We start from the raw sequence: 15,706 nt of genomic DNA on the forward strand, positions 1-15,706 counted from the left end.
CGATTTCCAGCCCGTCGTCCACCCCCGCACCGCCCCCATGCTCCAACGAAGCCTGTTAATCCTGCTGGTCCTGGTCAATGCGCTGCTGCTGGCAGCCGTGCTGGGCGCGTTCGGCCCACAGCCCCTGGCGGGCTGGATGGAAAGCGCGCGCGAGCCCGAACGCGCCGGGCAGCAGTCGCGTGCCGAGCGGTTCCGCCAGCTGGCGCGGGAGGCATCGGCGCCGGCAGCCCCGCGCGCCCAGCCTGTGGTGCATGAAGTAGCGGGTGCCAGCGCTACGCAAGCCAACGCGGCCAGCGCCTGCGTCGAGATTGGCGGCTTCAACGGCGAACTGGTACGGCGCGTGGCCGATGAGCTGGCGGGCGCACCGGCCGGCGCCTGGCGGGTGGAACAGTTCGAGCGGCAGGAGCAGGCGCGCTGGTGGGTCCACCTGCCGCCGCAGCCCACGCGCGAAAACCTGCCGCGCAAGCTGGGCGAACTGCGCCGGCGCAATATCACCGATGTGGCGGTGGTCAGCGCGGGGACGCCCGAAACCTATACGATCTCGCTGGGCCTGTTCCAGGAGCGCGAGCATGCCGAGCATTTCCTGGACACCCTGCGCGAACAGGGCGTGCGCACCGCGGTGCTGAGCGACACGCCGTATCCGCTCACGCGCCAGTGGCTGCGCGTGCGCAATGCCGACGCGGCGTTGCGCACGCGGCTTGACGAGCTGCGGCAGCGGTATGGCGTGCAGGATTTGTTGACCTGCACCTGAAGGCAGGAGCGCGGCTTTCGCTCAGCCGCCCTGGCGGACTTTTGACAGCAGCCTGGTGGTGGAGCGGTCGTGCAGGAAGGCGATGGCATGGGCTTGCCCGCCCCAGCTGCGCACCAGCCGCGTTTCTTCCAGCGCATCGATATCGTAGTCGCCACCCTTGACGTAGATGTCGGGGCGCACCAGCCGGATCAGCTCGACCGGCGTTTGCTCGCGGAACATCACCACCAGGTCCACCGATGCCAGCGCCGCGATCAGCGCCATGCGATCCGATTCGTGATTGAGGGGGCGGTCGTCGCCCTTGCCCAGCATGCGGACCGAGGCGTCGCTGTTGACGCCGACCACCAGGCTGGCGCCGAGGGCCTTGGCTTGCGCCAGGTAAGTGGCGTGGCCGCGATGGAGAATGTCGAAGACGCCGTTGGTGAAGACCATCGGGCGCGGCAGCGCGGCCAGCTTTTCGGCCAGGTCGTGCGGGTTGCCGGGGGCGACGAGCTTGGATTCGAAGTTCGGGAGCGGCATGGGAGGGTGTTGGGAGTTCGGGACGCTTGCGGGGAATTGCCAGGCCGGGCTTCAAGGTACCAAAAGCTGAATATCCCCAAAAGACAAAGCCCCATCGTCATGGGGCTCGTTCTATCGAAGGCGATCGAATACTGGCGCCGACAGCCGGAAACCAGGCTGCTTTATGCCTGCGCCGGCTGCTCACCGCCGGCCGCCTGCAACCTTGCATTCAATTCCTTCCGATACCGGTTCAAATCCTGCACCGTCTCGAACGTGCGCTCGAACAGCAGCGACATATTGTGCAGGATCCGCTCGATCACCTTCTTCTCCCAGCCCTCATCGAAGCGAATCTGCTCATCGAGCCAGTGCTCGAGCCAATCCGGATCCGGCAGGCGAGATTGCACGGTGTCGTTGGGGAACAGCGCCTTGTTGACGTGCAGGTTGGTCGGGTGCAGCGGCTTTTCAGTCCGGCGGGCGGAGGCCATCAGCACGCCGATCTTGGCAAAGGCCGAGCGGGCGCTGTCGCCGAACTGGGTCAGGTATTTCTTCATGTAGCGCAGGTAGGCGCCGCCGTGGCGGGCTTCGTCCTGCGACAGGGTGCGGTAGATCTGCTTGATCACCGGCTCGGTGTGCCATTCGGCGGCACGGCGATACCAGTGGTTCAGGCGGATCTCGCCGCAGAAATGCAGCATCAGGGTTTCCAGCGGCGGGGCCGGGTCGAACTCGAAGCGCACGGCGTGCAGTTCTTCCTCGGTCGGCACCAGGTCCGGGCGAAAGCGGCGCAGGTATTCCATCAGCACCAGCGAATGCTTCTGCTCTTCGAAGAACCAGATGCTCATGAAGGCCGAAAAGTCGGAATCGTGGCGGTTGTCGCGCAGGAACATCTCGGTGGCGGGCAGGGCCGACCATTCCGTGATGGCATTCATGCGGATCGTCTTGGCCTGGTCGTCCGTGAGCAGGCTGGGGTCGAAGGAATCCCAGGGGATGTCCTTGTCCATGTGCCAACGTACCGCTTCCAGCGATTTGAACAGTTCGGGGTAGAGCATGGTAAGCCTTTGAAATTACGGGCAGATTCTACCAGATGCGAATTATTCCCAATGCTCTTTTCATATTGAAAGTCGGGAATCGGACGCGTCCGAATCTGCGCGATGCTTGATTGATGGGCGAATATCGCGCGTTCCGCCTGTTTCTCGTGTCGGGCAAAGCGCGACATGCATCACTCCTGGCCGCATGCGGATGCGCGGACAAACCTGGCATGTCCACAGGTCAGGCCATCACGCGGGCGGGTGGTTCATGATCAAGTGTAGCTGGACGTGTGGACGCCGACCCTATCTCGTTGCCGGGATCCGGCGGGATGATGCCATACAGGAAGGCGGCCAGTTCGTGTTCTTGCGCCAAGGCGTCCTTCTCGCCCAGGGCGACCAGGGCCTGGGTGAATTCGGGCTCGAACAGCAGGTAGCTGGCAAAGGCCGCGCCGCGCGCTTCGGTGCCGCCCAGCGGGGTCAGCAAGGCGCGCACGGTGCGGGGGAGCTGTTGCACATGTTCGGCGGCGATGGCTTCGATGGGTTCGCTGGGCGAAACCGTCATCACCTGCACGGGGCGCCAGCCCTCGCTGTCGTTGGCGATTTCCGGCATGCGCGACAGCAGGCTGTTGATGTGCTGCAGCCGTTCCAGGTCCGCGGACAGGCCGTCGAGGAAGATGCTCGCCAGGGCCTGGCCGCCTACCTGCGCCAGCGACGGGTAGCCGCCGGCCGGCACGGTGTCGAACCACCCCGGGCGCTGGCGCGATGCCGCGCCGATGGCGAGGATGCGCGAGGCGCCGAGATGGATGGCCGGCGACAAGGGCGACATCTGGCGCATGGTGCCGTCGCCGAACCACTCGTGATGGCCCTCCAGTTCCAGCGGCAGCGCGGGGAACAGGAAAGGGATGGACGAGGACGCCAGCAAGTGGTCAACGCCGATCTTCGCTTCCACGGCAACCCGCTGGCTGCGGCGCCACGGATGGATGCGGCGGTGCGACTGGTAGAAAGTGACGTGGCGCCCGGTGGTGTAGGACAGCGCCGTCACGGCAAAGGCCTGGAGGTTGCCGGCATCCAGGCTCGCCTGCACCCGCTCGGGGTCGAACAGTTCGCTGAGCAGCCCGCCCAGCGGCGCGTTGTCGAACAGCGCCCGCGGGGCGTGCCGGGTGACCCAGCCGAACGCCAGCGCGGAGAGCCACCTGGCCCCCGATGCGCCTACGCCGACCACGCCGGTGCGGTAGACGTCCTCGGCATGGATGCCGCTCCACAGCGCTGCCAGGCTGTCGGCCGCGGTGCGGAAGTTGGCCGCGTTGATCGCCATGCCGGCACCGTTGATGGCGCCGGCCGACGTCCCGCAGATGATGTCGAAAGGGATGCGGCCGCGATCCAGGCCGTGCCGCGCGGCGATGCGCGCGAGGCCGTGCAGCACGCCGGCCTGGTAGGCGGCGCGGGCGCCGCCGCCCATCATGATCAGCGAGGTGGTGTTCACCAAGGGTGTCGGCTCGGTAGATGGGTCACGGCCAGGTCCGGCGCGGGATCAGTGCGGCTCGCCGGGGACGGCCGTATCCGGCTTGTCCCCGGATGCGCGGGCCGCGGCCGCGTCCTTCACCGGCGCGGGCTTGGTGGCGGCGGGCTTCTTGCTGGCTGGCGGGCGCTTGGCCGCGGTCTTGCCTGCGGTTTTGCCTGCCGTCTTGGCGGGGGCTTTGGCGGGTGCCTTGGCGCCGGTCTTGCCGGCCGGTTTGCTGGCCGCCTTGGCCGCCTTGGCAGACTTTTCCTCCTTGCCTGCCGGCTCGGCGGCAGGTCCGGGCTGCGCGCCTGCCCCCGGCATGCCAAAGCTGCCCAGGTTGGCGAAGGGCGTCAGGCTGGCGGTTGCGGCGCTGCTGGCGATCTGCTTGAACTGTTGCTGCAGCACATCCCACCACAGGTTGGCATCTGGCGGGGGCGCGCTGGCCCGGCCGGATGCGGCGGCCGGTTGTTCCGCCTGGCTGGCTTCGGACGGCTGGGGCGCATCGGGGCCGTTGTCTTCCTTGTCCTCGTTTTCCTCCACCGTGGGCTCGGGCCAGACGCGCTGGGGTGCGGCCGGCTCCGCCTTGTGCTGGAACGGCGCGGCGCTGGGCGAACTGGCCGCGCGCGCGACGCTGTCCATTGCGCTTTGCATGGCCTCGGGCGAGAGCGCGGTGCCGATGGCCTGCAGCGCCACCAGCGTGGCGCGCTGCACCTCCAGGCCCTGGATGGTGGTGCGCAGCATATTGGTATTGAGTTGCAACCAGCCTTCCACCGCCTTGAGGTCTTCGATGCGCTTGTCGACTTCTTCCAGGCTCATCGGCGGGGTCATGGCCTGCAGGCCCGGCATCAGCCCGCCCGGCATGCCGGCGGCACTGCCCCACATCTTGCGGAGGAACTCGAAGCCGTTGCTGAAATCTGGGATCTGGCCGAACATCGTTGCGTCTCCGGGGGTCGGCAGCCGGCGGCGCCGGCTGCGGGGTCAAACTACATTTGTCGAACTGCATCAGTCGAACTGCGGCGGCCGCTTCTGCCGCAAGCTTGCCACGCCTTCCTGTACATCGGGGCCGGCGAAGCCCATGAATTCCAGCGCCAGCGAACTGTCGAACGCCGGGCCCGCCATGCGCAGCCAGTTATTGAGCGCGTACTTGGTCCAGCGGATCGCAGTCTGCGACCCGGCTGCGAGCCGGCGCGCCACGTCGAAGGCGCGTTCGACCAGTTCATCCTCATCCACGGTCAGCGACACCAGCCCGATGCGCTCGGCCTCTTCGCCGCTCATCGACTCGCACAGCATCAGATAGTACTTGGCCTTGGCCATCCCGCACAGCAGGGGCCACACGATGGCGGCATGATCGCCCGCCGCCACACCCAGCCGCGTATGGCCGTCGACGATGCGCGCGGTCCTGGCCGCGATCGAGATATCGGCCAGCAGGCCGGCCACCAGGCCGGCGCCGACGGCGGGGCCATGCATGGCCGAGACGATCGGCTTGTCGCAATTGATGACGTTGTAGACCAGGTCCCGTGCCTCGTGCCACACCCGTGTGCGGGTAGCGAAATCGTTGGCCATGTCTTCCACCAGGGACAGGTCGCCGCCGGCGGAGAAGCCTTTGCCCTCGCCGCGGATCAGCGCCACGCGCACTTCGGGATCGGCCGAGACGTCGCGCCAGATTTCCGCCAGCTCGCGGTGCATATTGGCGTCGGCGGTGGCCAGCTTGCGGTTGGCGGACTGCTCCGCGCCCATCACGATCTCGAGGATGGGGCCATGCCGGCGCAGCGTCAGGGCCTGGTAGCGGTCGTAGCGTGGCGACAACGGGGCCGGCTGGGACGTCGGTGAAGATTGCAGAGCATCTGGCGCAGGGATTTCGGTCATGGGGCAGCGATGGCCGTGGCCATTCCATAGTGGATCATGATGGGACCGGCCCGCGCAGGCGCAGGCAATTAGTCAACCGGGCGGTCGGTCAATTATAGGCGCGGGCGTCCTGTCTTCGCTGTCGTTTGCCAGGTGATACGAACTGCCATCGCTGAATGTGGCCATGGGGAGCAGGAGATCGATGCCATGCTGGCGCAGGGCATCGTCAAGGCGCTGGCGGCGGCTTAGCGCGGGGCCGACACCAACTGGTCGATGGCGCCGAACACCGAATGGCCCTGCGCGTCGAACATCTCGATCTTGACCGCGTCGCCGTACTTCATGAAGCCGGTGACCGGCTGGCCGCCATCGATGATCTCCAGCATGCGCTTCTCGGCGATGCAGCAGTAGCCCTTGCTGCGGTCGACGTTGGAGATGGTGCCGGAGCCCACGATGCTGCCGGCGCGGACATTGCGCGTCTTGCAGATATGCGCGATGAGCTGGCCGAAATCGAACACCATGTCGGTGCCGCAGTCGGGCACGCCCACTTTCTTGCTGTTCCAGTGCACTGTCATCGGCAAGTGCACCCGGCGCTCGCGCCAGGCTTCGCCCAGTTCGTCGGGCGTGACCGCCACCGGCGAGAATGCCGTGGCCGGCTTGCTCTGGAAGAAGCCGAAGCCCTTGCCCAGTTCGGCCGGGATCAGGTTGCGCAAGGACACGTCGTTGGCCAGCATGACCAGCCGGATGGCGTCGGCGGCCTGCTCGGGCCTGGCGCCCATCTTCACGTCGCTGGTGATGACCGCGATCTCGGCCTCGAAGTCGATGCCGAAGGCTTCGCTGGCGCACACGATATCGTCGTGCGGGCCGATCATGTCGTCGGAGCCGCCCTGGTACATCAGCGGGTCCGTCCAGAATTCGGGCGGCATCTCAGCGCCGCGCGCGCGGCGCACCAGCTCCACGTGGTTCACGTAGGCGGAGCCGTCGGCCCACTGGTAGGCGCGCGGCAGCGGCGCCATGCACGCCCTGGGGTCGAAGGCGAAGGGATGGCGCGCGCGGCCCGCGTTCAGGGCGTCGCTGACGTCCTGCAACTGCGGCGCGTAGAAGTTCCAGTCGTCCAGCACCGTCTGCAGCCTGCCGGCGACATCGTTGACGAAGTGAGCGGTCTTCAGGTCGCGCGAGACGACCACGAGCTGGCCGTCGCGGGAGCCGTCCTTGAGGGTGGCGAGTTTCATGTATGYGATGCGATGCGTAAAGAAGAAGCGGGAAAAGCAGGAAAGGCGGCCCGCTAGTCTACCGTGATGCGATGCGCCCGATGTGACGCGCAAAGTGCTTTAAAAGTTTACCGATGGTTTAAAAATTGGTAAATCGATTTCGCTATAGTAAATTCATGTCCCGGCCGGCGTGATTGTCTTCCCCGCACCGCTTTCGCGTGTGCTTCACGCATTGTATTTTCACCCGTATTGCCACCAGTTGCCGCATGACCGAACTCGAAGAAGACGATTCCAAGCTGCGTTCCGGCATCCAGTCGATCGAGGTTGGCTTCAAGTTGCTGCAGGCGCTGGCCGCCTCGCCGCGCGCCATGATGCTGCGCGACCTGGCCGCCGCCGCCGACATGAATCCGGCCAAGGCGCACCGCTACCTGGTCAGTTTCCAGCGGTTGGGCATGGTGGCGCAGGACCCGCTGGGCGGACGCTATGACCTGGGGCCCTTTGCGCTGCAACTGGGCCTGGCGGGTCTGAACCGGCTCGATCCGGTCAAGAAGGCCCGCCCGATCCTGTCGCAATTGCGCGACGAGATGGACCAGACCATCGGCATCGCCGTGTGGGGCAACCACGGCCCGACCATCGTGCACTGGGAGGAATCGAGCCATCCCGTCACTGTGAGCCTGCGACTGGGCGACGTGATGCCCATGCTTAACTCTGCCACCGGCCGCCTGTACGGCACCTACTTGCCGAAACAACAGACGCGCCCGCTGGTCGAACGGGAACTGGCCGAGCGCGGCCACGACGATATCCCGGGGCTGCCGCGCTCGCTGGCCGACTACGAAGCGGTGTGCGAGGAGGTGCGCGCGCACGGCGCGGCACGCACCAAAGGCGGCGTGCTGCCGGGCATCAACGCGTTCTCGATGCCGGTGTTCGATGCCAACGGTCATATCGCGATGGGTTTGATCGTGCTCGGCGCCCAGAGCGTATTCGATGCAGAATGGGGCGGTACGGTCGATCTTCATGTGCGCGAGATCGCCCGGCAGATCTCCTCGGAGCTTGGTTATCTTGGTGGCAGCCCGACGAACGCGCCGAACGGCCTTTCCCGATAAGCCGACCCCGCGCTGCCTGCGCTGGGCGGTCGCGCTCGCGCTGGTGCTGGCGGCCCACCTGGTGGTGGTGCTGGGCCTGATACGTTTGCCCGGGCCGCCGAGCGATCCGACTGCCATGCCACCGCTCGAAGCCATCTTGCTGCCACCGCCGGCGCCACCGGTCGCGAAAGCGCCGCCGCCGATCGTGCGAAAGCGGCCCGCCGCGCCCCGGCCCGAGGCCGCCCCCGAAGCGCCGGCGACGCCTGCCGCTCCGGAGGCGCCGCCGCTGCTGGCCGCGCCCGGCTCCGGCCCGGCGATGGCGAGCGCCGGCGGCCAGGCCGGGCAGGTGGCCACGTCCGCGCCTGCGGCGCCCCCCGCCGCACCGCCCGCCGACGGCGTTCGCTATTCGGCGCCGCCCTCGACGCTGATGCACTACTCCAGCTTTGTCAACGGCGTGCAGAACCCGGACGGGCTGATCCGCTGGCAACAGGACGGCGCGCACTATCTGCTCTCGGTGGAAACGCGGGTGCTGTGGTTCCGCTTCAACTTTCACAGCAGTGGTGCACTAAGCGAGCGTGGCCTCGCGCCCGAGCGCTATGAAGAGGAGCGCCGCAACCGCAGCGAGGCGGCCCGCTTCGACCGCGGTGCCGACACCCTGGTCTTCGAGAGCCGCGGCAAGCAGGTGCCCTTGCCGGCCGCGGGGCAGGACCGCTTCAGCGTATTCCTGCAACTGGTGGGCCTGGTGCGCGGCAATCCCCAGCGCTATGCCACGCCCGGCGTCACGGACAGCTTCGAGGTGGCCGATACGCGTGACCTGGAGCCAATGCAGGTGCAGTATGTGGGCGAGGAGGACGTAGATACCGGTCGCGGCATGGTGCACGCCAAGCATTTCATGCGCCTGCCGCGGCATGAGGGCGATCACCGCCGCGTGGAACTGTGGCTGGCGCCGTCGCTGCAATGGATGCCGGTGAAGTTGCAGCAGACGGAGCCCGACGGCACACTGTTCGAACTCGTCTATCGCGACAGTGAAGCGCTGCACTGAGTCGTCTATGCGTCGTCAATGCGCCGTCAACGCATCGTCAGGCGGCGGGAGTCATACTGACTTGCTCAACTACCGGAGACCTGCCATGACCGCCACCCAGCCACCTTCCGAGGCCCGCCGCGTCAGCGTGGGGGATATCAGCCTCCAGGTTCGCATCGACGGGGGCGACGGCCCCTGGGTGATCCTGGCGCACGCACTGGGCGCCGACCATACGTTGTGGGACGCCACCGCGCGCCACCTGGCGCCGCGCTATCGCGTGCTGCGCTACGACCTGCGCGGACATGGCCGGAGCGATGCGCCGATCGGCGCTTATTCGATGATCCGCCTGGCCGACGACGTGGCCGCCCTGATGGATGCGCTGGCGGTGCCGGACGCGCACTTCGTCGGCGTCTCGGTGGGCGGCATGATCGGGCAGACGATGGCCGTGCGCTATCCCGAGCGCCTGCTGTCGCTGACGCTGGTCGATACCGTCAACCGCACGCCGCTGGATGCCCACCCGATGTGGCATGACCGCATCGGTCACGTCGAGGCGCACGGCATGGCGGGCGTGGCCGACGACACGCTGCAACGCTGGTTCAGCGCGCAATTCCACGCGACCCATCCGGAAGAGGTGGCGCGCGTGCGCGCGATGCTGCTGGCCACGCCCGTGCACGGCTATGTGGGAACCGGGCAGGCCATCATGGCATTCGACCTGACCGGGGCGATCGCGCGCATTCATTGCCCCACGCTGGTCGTGGTGGGCGAAGAGGACCAGGGCGCGCCGCCGGAGATGGCGCGCGAGATCGCCGCCGCCATCCCCGGCGCCCGCCTGGAAGTGCTGCCTCGCGCTGCGCACCTGGCCCCTATCGAACAAGCCGATCGTTTTCACGCCGTGCTCGACGCGTTTCTGGGCAATGCGGCGTGCGGGGCACAGTGCGAGGCGCCATGACGCGATATGCAGTAATTCTTTGAAATATCCAGCGTTATCTTTCCAACCCAACTCAAGAACTTGCTGGCGGCGCCGTTGCCCAATGTAGTGAGGGAACGCTTAATTCCTGCGGTTCGCCGAAGCAACAATCTTGAAAACCCGGCAGACACCCTCAGCTTGGAGGTGAAGTCGCGGAGGGCAGCCGGCCATTGTGCCGGTCATCGTAATAATCAGTGTGGCCCGCCGCTTATCCATGACAGCCAGGAGGTGTGCCATGCAAATGATCTACAACAGCGACAATTACTGCATTGTCGAGTTTGGTGCGGATGTCGAGCATGCGCCTCTTGCCTCTGGCGGCTATGAAATCGTCGACAAGAACCTGAAACGCGAGATATTCCTCGGCGGCCGGATGGCCGAGAGCTTTCGCGCGGACGTGCAACGTCTGATCGAAAGCGAGCCGTCGGTGGAAGAGGTAGATGATTTTCTTGGCAAGTTCGATACCGTGATGATTCATCCGCTGGTGATGCACTAGGCTTGTGGCCGCCTCTGCCGGTTTTCCGCCTGGGGCGGGCCGGCGAGCCGAACGCAAACAGGAAGCCCGTGCAATGCGCGGGCTTCTTGCTTTGCGTGCGCCTAGTACTGTTCCCAGGGCAGGCCCGCGTGCCGCCAGCCATTGAGCGTGTTGCGATGGCGCTCGGCGTCCAGGTCGCCCTCGAAGCCGTGCAGCACGTGGAAGACCGTGTTGAACCCTGCTCCCTCCAGTGCCCTCGCGGCTGCCGCCGAGCGGTTGCCGCTACGGCAGATCAGCAGCACCGGGCGGGCCGATGCCTGTCCGGCGAGCTTCTTCACCGACTGCACGAAATGGGGATTCACCTCCCAGTCCGGGCCATCGTTCCAGGGCACGTTGTGCGCCCCCTTGGGATGTCCCACGAAGAGGTATTCCATTTCGCTGCGGCAATCGATGAAGAGCGCGTCGGGCGACGCGTCGAGCAGGGTTTGCGCGTCGCCGGGGCTGAGGTGTTGCATGGACAAGGCTTGCGATGATGGGCAGATGCCCCAGTGTAGGGCCGGGCGGTGCCATGCGGCAACCCGCGAGCGCCTTCGCGCGCACCGGCCGGCCGCGCCCGCAATTGCGCAAACCATTGATATAACTGATAAAATCGTTGCCTTTTCTCTTGCTGCCGAGCCCCACATGAGCGCCGCCCCACGTACTGCCTCGCTTCCTCCCGCGCGCCCCTATACCCGGGCGGCCAATCTGCCGGCCCTGCTGCGCGAGCGCATCCTGATCCTGGACGGTGCCATGGGCACCATGATCCAGCGCTACAAGCTGACCGAGGCGGATTACCGCGGCGAACGCTTCGCCGGGCACCATGTGGACGTCAAGGGCAACAACGAACTGCTGCTGCTGAGCCGCCCGCAGGTCATCAGCGAGATCCACGAGCAGTACCTGGCCGCTGGCGCCGATCTGATCGAGACCAACACCTTCGGTGCCACCGGTGTCGCGCAGGAAGACTACAAGATGGCGGACCTGGCATACGAGATGAACCTCGTGGCCGCCCGGCTGGCGCGCGCAGCCTGCGACAAGTACAGCACGCCCGACAAGCCGCGCTTCGTGGCCGGTGCCTTCGGGCCCACGCCCAAGACCGCCAGCATCTCGCCCGACGTCAACGACCCGGGCGCGCGCAACGTGAGCTTCGAAGAATTGCGCCATTCGTACTACGAGCAGGGCAAGGGTCTGCTGGAAGGCGGCTGCGACGTGTTCCTGGTGGAAACCATCTTCGATACGCTGAACGCCAAGGCCGCGCTGTTCGCCATCGACCAGCTCTTCGAGGACACCGGCGAGCGCCTGCCCGTGATGATCTCCGGCACCGTCACGGACGCCTCCGGCCGCATCCTGTCGGGCCAGACCGTGGAAGCGTTCTGGAACAGCCTGCGCCATGCCCGGCCGATCACCTTCGGCCTGAACTGCGCGCTCGGCGCCGCGCTAATGCGCCCGTATATCGCCGAGCTGGCCAAGATCTGCGACGCGGCTGTCTCCTGCTACCCGAACGCCGGCCTGCCCAACCCGATGAGCGATACCGGCTTCGACGAAACGCCCGAGGTGACCTCGTCGCTGGTGGAAGAGTTCGCCGCGTCCGGACTGGTCAACCTGGTGGGCGGCTGCTGCGGCACCACGCCCGAGCACATCGCCGCCATCGCGCGGAGCGTGGCCAGCAAGAAGCCCCGCGCCTGGCCTGGCCAGTACCGCGACGCCGCCTGACCATGCACCGCGAGCCCACAGAACAAGATCAAGCCATGACCAACGATACCCTGCCGCCGCGCCCGATGCGCCTGTCCGGCCTCGAGCCTTTCACCATCGATGAGGACACGCTCTTCGTCAACGTCGGCGAGCGCACCAACGTCACCGGCTCCAAGGCCTTTGCCCGCATGATCCTCAACGGCCAGTTCGACGAGGCACTGGTGGTGGCCCGCCAGCAGGTCGAGAACGGCGCGCAGATCATCGACATCAACATGGACGAGGCCATGCTGGACTCCAAGGCGGCCATGGTGCGGTTCCTCAACCTGATCGCCTCCGAGCCCGACATCGCGCGCGTGCCCATCATGCTGGACTCGTCCAAGTGGGAAGTGATCGAGGCCGGCCTGCAATGCGTGCAGGGCAAGCCCGTGGTCAACTCGATCTCGCTCAAGGAAGGCGAGGCACAGTTCCGCCACCACGCCGAGCTGATCCGCCGTTATGGCGCCGCTTCCGTGGTGATGGCCTTCGATGAGAAGGGCCAGGCCGACACCTTTGCGCGCAAGACCGAGATCTGCAAGCGCAGCTACGACATCCTGGTCAATGAAGTCGGCTTTCCGCCGGAAGACATCATCTTCGACCCGAACATCTTCGCGGTGGCGACCGGCATCGAGGAGCACAACAACTACGCGGTGGACTTCATCGAGGCCACCGCCTGGATCAAGCAGAACCTGCCCTACGCCAAGGTCAGCGGCGGCGTGTCCAACGTGTCGTTCTCCTTCCGCGGCAATGACGCGGTACGCGAGGCCATCCACACCGTGTTCCTGTACCACGCCATCAAGGCAGGCATGGACATGGGCATCGTCAACGCCGGCCAGCTAGGCGTGTACGACCAGTTGGATCCCGAACTGCGCGAGCGCGTGGAAGACGTCGTGCTCAACCGCCGCGAGGACAGTACCGACCGCCTGCTGGAGATCGCCGACCGTTTCAAGGGCGGCGGCGCCAGGAAGGAAGAGAACCTGCTGTGGCGCGGCACGCCGGAGAGCCCGGTGCCGGTGGGCGATCGCCTGTCGCACGCGCTGGTGCACGGCATCACCACCTTCATCGTCGAAGACACCGAGGAAGTGCGCCAGCAGGTGGAAGCGCGCGGCGGCCGTCCGATCGAGGTGATCGAAGGCCCGCTGATGGACGGCATGAACATCGTGGGCGACCTGTTCGGCGCCGGCAAGATGTTCCTGCCCCAGGTGGTCAAGAGCGCCCGCGTGATGAAGCAGGCCGTGGCCCACCTGCTGCCGTACATCGAGGAAGAAAAGCGCTTGCTGGCCGAGGCCGGTGGCGACGTCAAGGCGCGCGGCAAGATCGTCATCGCCACCGTCAAGGGCGACGTGCACGACATCGGCAAGAACATCGTCTCGGTGGTGCTCCAGTGCAATAACTTCGAAGTGGTCAACATGGGCGTGATGGTCCCGTGCAACGAGATCCTGGCGCGCGCCAAGGTCGAGGGCGCGGACATCGTCGGGCTGTCCGGCCTGATCACCCCGTCGCTGGAAGAAATGGCCTATGTCGCCTCGGAGATGCAGCGCGACGATTACTTCCGCATCAAGAAGATCCCGCTGCTGATCGGCGGCGCCACCACCTCGCGCGTGCATACCGCGGTCAAGATCGCGCCGCACTACGAAGGCCCGGTGGTCTACGTGCCGGACGCCTCGCGTTCGGTCAGCGTGGCATCCAGCCTGCTGTCGGACGAAGGCGCGACCAGGTACCTGGCCGAGCTGAAGACCGATTACGAGCGCATCCGTCACCAGCACGCCAGCAGGAAGGCCACGCCGATGGTGACGCTGGCGCAGGCGCGCGCCAACAAGACGCCGATCGACTGGAGCACCTACGTGCCGCCCAGGCCGAAGTTCATCGGCCGGCGCATCTTCCGCAACTACGACCTCGCGGAGCTGGCCAACTACATCGACTGGGCGCCGTTCTTCCAGACCTGGGACCTTGCCGGCAAATTCCCCGACATCCTCAACGACGAGATCGTCGGCGAATCCGCCCGCCGCGTGTTCTCGGACGGCAAGGCCATGCTGGCGCGCCTGATCCAGGGCCGCTGGCTGACCGCCAACGGCGTGCTGGCCCTGCTGCCGGCCAACACCGTCAACGACGACGATATCGAGATCTATACCGACGAGACCCGCAGCAAGGTTGCGTTGACCTGGCACAACCTGCGCCAGCAGAGCGAGCGCCCGGTGGTCGACGGCGTGATGCGTCCCAACCGCTGCCTGGCCGATTTCGTCGCACCCAGGGACAGCGGCATTGCCGACTACATCGGCGTGTTTGCCGTCACCGCCGGCATCGGCGTGGACAAGAAGGAGGCGCAGTTCGAGGCCGATCACGACGACTACAGCGCGATCATGCTCAAGTCGCTGGCCGACCGTCTGGCCGAAGCCTTCGCCGAGTGCCTGCACGAACGCGTGCGCAAGGACTTGTGGGGCTACGACGCGGGCGAGGTGCTGACCAACGAGCAGCTGATCGCCGAAAGCTATCGCGGCATCCGTCCGGCGCCGGGCTATCCGGCCTGCCCGGAGCATACGGTCAAGGGCCCGATGTTCGACTATCTCAATGCCGCCGAGATCGGCATGGGCATCACCGACTCGCTGGCCATGACGCCGGCCGCTTCGGTGAGCGGCTTCCACCTGGCGCATCCGGCGTCCACTTATTTCTCGGTGGGCAAGATCGGCCAGGACCAGCTCGACGACATGGTGGCGCGCCGCGGTGAAGAACGCAGCGTGCTGGAGCGCGCGCTCGCGCCTAACCTGTAACCGCATGCGTTCGGCGGCAGCGGCGGTTTGCGCTGCCGCGCCGCCGCAAGCCATTGGGCAGGCAGGGAAAAGCTTCTCGGGGCCCGTCCATGTGACTTTGCAAGTTCTTCACCACTCCTTACAAGGCATTACATCTCCTAACAGACCGCGCGGGTCCGCATCCATAGACTGAAGGCTCACATCAAGTGAACGCCGCAGCGAATGTTTCGCCGCGGCGCAGACTGCAAGGAGCCTCTCCATGAACAAACTGCTGATCTCCCTTTCCGCTCTCTCGATCGCTGCCGCTTCCTCGCTGACCATGGCGCAAGGCACCGGCGTTGATGCGAAGGCTGGCGCCACCGGCGCCATCGCGGCGCCCGCAATCAGCGCGCCCGCAGACAAGGGTGCAGCGGCCGGCGCAGGTGCCAACGTTGGCCTGGGCGCCTCGGCGAGCGCCGACAAGGGTATGGACGCCAAGGCGGGCGCCGGTGCCGACGCTGCCACGCAGGCCAAGCCGACCACCAAAACCAGGAAGCACAGCAGCCACGCCAAGAGCAAGAAGGGCGAGGCTTCGACCGACGCCAGTGCAGATGCCGGTGCCGGCACGTCGACCAAGCTTCAGTAAGCGCTGGAAGCGCGCCAGCCCGGGACGGCAGGCGCCTGGCTTGCCGCCATCCGGTGCGCGGATGGGCTGGAACGCAGGGACGGATCGAATCCGTCCCTTTTTCATGTACGCGCGGCCTGCGCGTGCGTGTCAGTCCTACACCGACATTCGCGCGGTTTTGTAAGCACTACAATGCATACTAAGCATTAGCCCGGCTGCGCCTG

The 15,706-nt window shown here is 66.3% G+C and carries 15 protein-coding genes; 8 read left to right on the forward strand and 7 right to left on the reverse strand.

The genetic code is table 11. From position 1 onward, the window contains the following. Positions 1–37 precede the first annotated feature (37 nt). Positions 38–751: an SPOR domain-containing protein gene (locus AC1DQ3_RS04430; protein WP_477118966.1), complete on the forward strand. Its 714-nt coding sequence runs from the start codon at positions 38–40 to the stop codon at positions 749–751. A 21-nt stretch (positions 752–772) separates the two neighbouring features. Here the strand turns inward: AC1DQ3_RS04430 and rfaE2 are convergent, their stop codons facing one another. The 6 genes from rfaE2 to AC1DQ3_RS04460 form a co-directional block, all read right to left on the reverse strand. Then, positions 773–1,267 carry a D-glycero-beta-D-manno-heptose 1-phosphate adenylyltransferase gene (rfaE2, locus tag AC1DQ3_RS04435; protein WP_477118967.1) on the reverse strand — a complete coding sequence of 165 codons (495 nt, stop codon included), beginning with the start codon at positions 1,265–1,267 and terminating at the stop codon, positions 773–775. 161 nt (positions 1,268–1,428) lie between these two features. Continuing rightward, positions 1,429–2,292, reverse strand: coding sequence for a ferritin family protein (locus tag AC1DQ3_RS04440; protein WP_477118968.1), 864 nt, complete (start codon positions 2,290–2,292; stop codon positions 1,429–1,431). Positions 2,293–2,512: 220 nt separating this feature from the next. Further along, positions 2,513–3,754: a patatin-like phospholipase family protein gene (locus AC1DQ3_RS04445; RefSeq protein ID WP_477119252.1), complete on the reverse strand. Its 1,242-nt coding sequence runs from the start codon at positions 3,752–3,754 to the stop codon at positions 2,513–2,515. A 48-nt stretch (positions 3,755–3,802) separates the two neighbouring features. Beyond that, positions 3,803–4,705, reverse strand: coding sequence for a PhaM family polyhydroxyalkanoate granule multifunctional regulatory protein (locus tag AC1DQ3_RS04450; RefSeq protein WP_477118969.1), 903 nt, complete (start codon positions 4,703–4,705; stop codon positions 3,803–3,805). Between the two features lie 69 nt (positions 4,706–4,774). Beyond that, on the reverse strand, positions 4,775–5,638 hold the full coding sequence (locus AC1DQ3_RS04455; RefSeq protein ID WP_477118970.1) for an enoyl-CoA hydratase/isomerase family protein: 864 nt from the start codon (positions 5,636–5,638) through the stop codon (positions 4,775–4,777). 224 nt (positions 5,639–5,862) lie between these two features. Further along, positions 5,863–6,846, reverse strand: coding sequence for a fumarylacetoacetate hydrolase family protein (locus AC1DQ3_RS04460; RefSeq protein ID WP_477118971.1), 984 nt, complete (start codon positions 6,844–6,846; stop codon positions 5,863–5,865). A gap of 245 nt (positions 6,847–7,091) precedes the next feature. Here AC1DQ3_RS04460 and AC1DQ3_RS04465 point away from each other — a divergent pair, with 245 nt between their 5' ends. From AC1DQ3_RS04465 to AC1DQ3_RS04480, 4 genes are all read left to right on the forward strand, one after another. After that, a complete protein-coding gene (locus AC1DQ3_RS04465) occupies positions 7,092–7,928 on the forward strand; it encodes an IclR family transcriptional regulator (RefSeq protein ID WP_477118972.1) in 837 nt (278 codons plus the stop codon). Then, on the forward strand, positions 7,888–8,949 hold the full coding sequence (locus AC1DQ3_RS04470) for a DUF3108 domain-containing protein (protein ID WP_477118973.1): 1,062 nt from the start codon (positions 7,888–7,890) through the stop codon (positions 8,947–8,949). The genes AC1DQ3_RS04465 and AC1DQ3_RS04470 overlap by 41 nt, the downstream gene beginning before the upstream one ends. A gap of 85 nt (positions 8,950–9,034) precedes the next feature. Further along, on the forward strand, positions 9,035–9,877 hold the full coding sequence (gene pcaD / locus AC1DQ3_RS04475; RefSeq protein WP_477118974.1) for a 3-oxoadipate enol-lactonase: 843 nt from the start codon (positions 9,035–9,037) through the stop codon (positions 9,875–9,877). 253 nt (positions 9,878–10,130) lie between these two features. Then, entirely contained in the window at positions 10,131–10,388 is a 258-nt protein-coding gene (locus AC1DQ3_RS04480; RefSeq protein ID WP_477118975.1) for a BTH_I0359 family protein, read from the forward strand. A 101-nt stretch (positions 10,389–10,489) separates the two neighbouring features. On the opposite strand, the gene AC1DQ3_RS04485 is transcribed toward AC1DQ3_RS04480, so the two are convergent. After that, on the reverse strand, positions 10,490–10,882 hold the full coding sequence (locus tag AC1DQ3_RS04485; RefSeq protein ID WP_477118976.1) for a rhodanese-like domain-containing protein: 393 nt from the start codon (positions 10,880–10,882) through the stop codon (positions 10,490–10,492). A gap of 166 nt (positions 10,883–11,048) precedes the next feature. Here AC1DQ3_RS04485 and AC1DQ3_RS04490 point away from each other — a divergent pair, with 166 nt between their 5' ends. The 3 genes from AC1DQ3_RS04490 to AC1DQ3_RS04500 all read left to right on the forward strand — a co-directional run bounded on the left by AC1DQ3_RS04490 (position 11,049) and on the right by AC1DQ3_RS04500 (position 15,503). Continuing rightward, positions 11,049–12,116 (forward strand): homocysteine S-methyltransferase family protein, encoded by a 1,068-nt coding sequence (locus tag AC1DQ3_RS04490; RefSeq protein ID WP_477118977.1) that lies wholly within the window; start codon positions 11,049–11,051, stop codon positions 12,114–12,116. Between the two features lie 35 nt (positions 12,117–12,151). After that, positions 12,152–14,899, forward strand: a complete 2,748-nt coding sequence (metH, locus tag AC1DQ3_RS04495; protein ID WP_477118978.1) for a methionine synthase — start codon at positions 12,152–12,154, stop codon at positions 14,897–14,899. Between the two features lie 238 nt (positions 14,900–15,137). Next, entirely contained in the window at positions 15,138–15,503 is a 366-nt protein-coding gene (locus AC1DQ3_RS04500; RefSeq protein ID WP_477118979.1) for a hypothetical protein, read from the forward strand. Positions 15,504–15,706 lie beyond the last annotated feature (203 nt).

It is taken from the genome of Cupriavidus sp. 01T418, assembly GCF_056398885.1.